General features: G+C 55.3%; 1 protein-coding gene. It reads left to right on the top strand.

Annotated features, from left to right (window positions below):
- Positions 1-215: 215 nt before the first annotated feature.
- Positions 216-406 (top strand): thioredoxin domain-containing protein (locus ELS83_RS21960; RefSeq protein ID WP_430438945.1); only part of this gene is annotated, 191 nt, incomplete at its 3' end.

The raw sequence follows: 406 nt of genomic DNA, 5'->3' as shown, positions 1-406 counted from the left end.
TGGGGTATTCAGTGTGACCGGGTTTCTCAGGCCGCGTGGGTGGTTAAAGAAGGGGAGCGGGTGAACCTGGAAATGAATTCRCTTCCMCTGTACTGCAGCGGGTATCGCTTKGAAGCCCGCAATGACGCAGGAAAAACMCGGCGTCTTCTTGATAARTACAGCGTYTATCAGCAYCTGWCACGCCAGCCGYGTTAATTCATAAAAGGGTATYTACCATGCGAACAATACATGCCGCCATGCTGGCGGGGTGCCTTTGCTGCACCCTGATGCCGGCTTACGCAAAAGACGCGGGCTGGCAGTGGTACAACGAGAAACTGAAGTCCCGGGAAGAAGAGCAACTGCCGGCACCAGCGGCCTCACCGCCGCAAATGGATATTCTGGAGAAACAGGCAGCTCTGCAACATGC

Origin of the sequence: Marinifilum caeruleilacunae, from assembly GCF_013141825.1 — a bacterium.
In the GTDB taxonomy this organism is placed as follows: Bacteria; Bacteroidota; Bacteroidia; order Bacteroidales; family Marinifilaceae; genus Marinifilum; species Marinifilum caeruleilacunae.
This window is presented reverse-complemented; position numbering and strand designations above follow the sequence as displayed.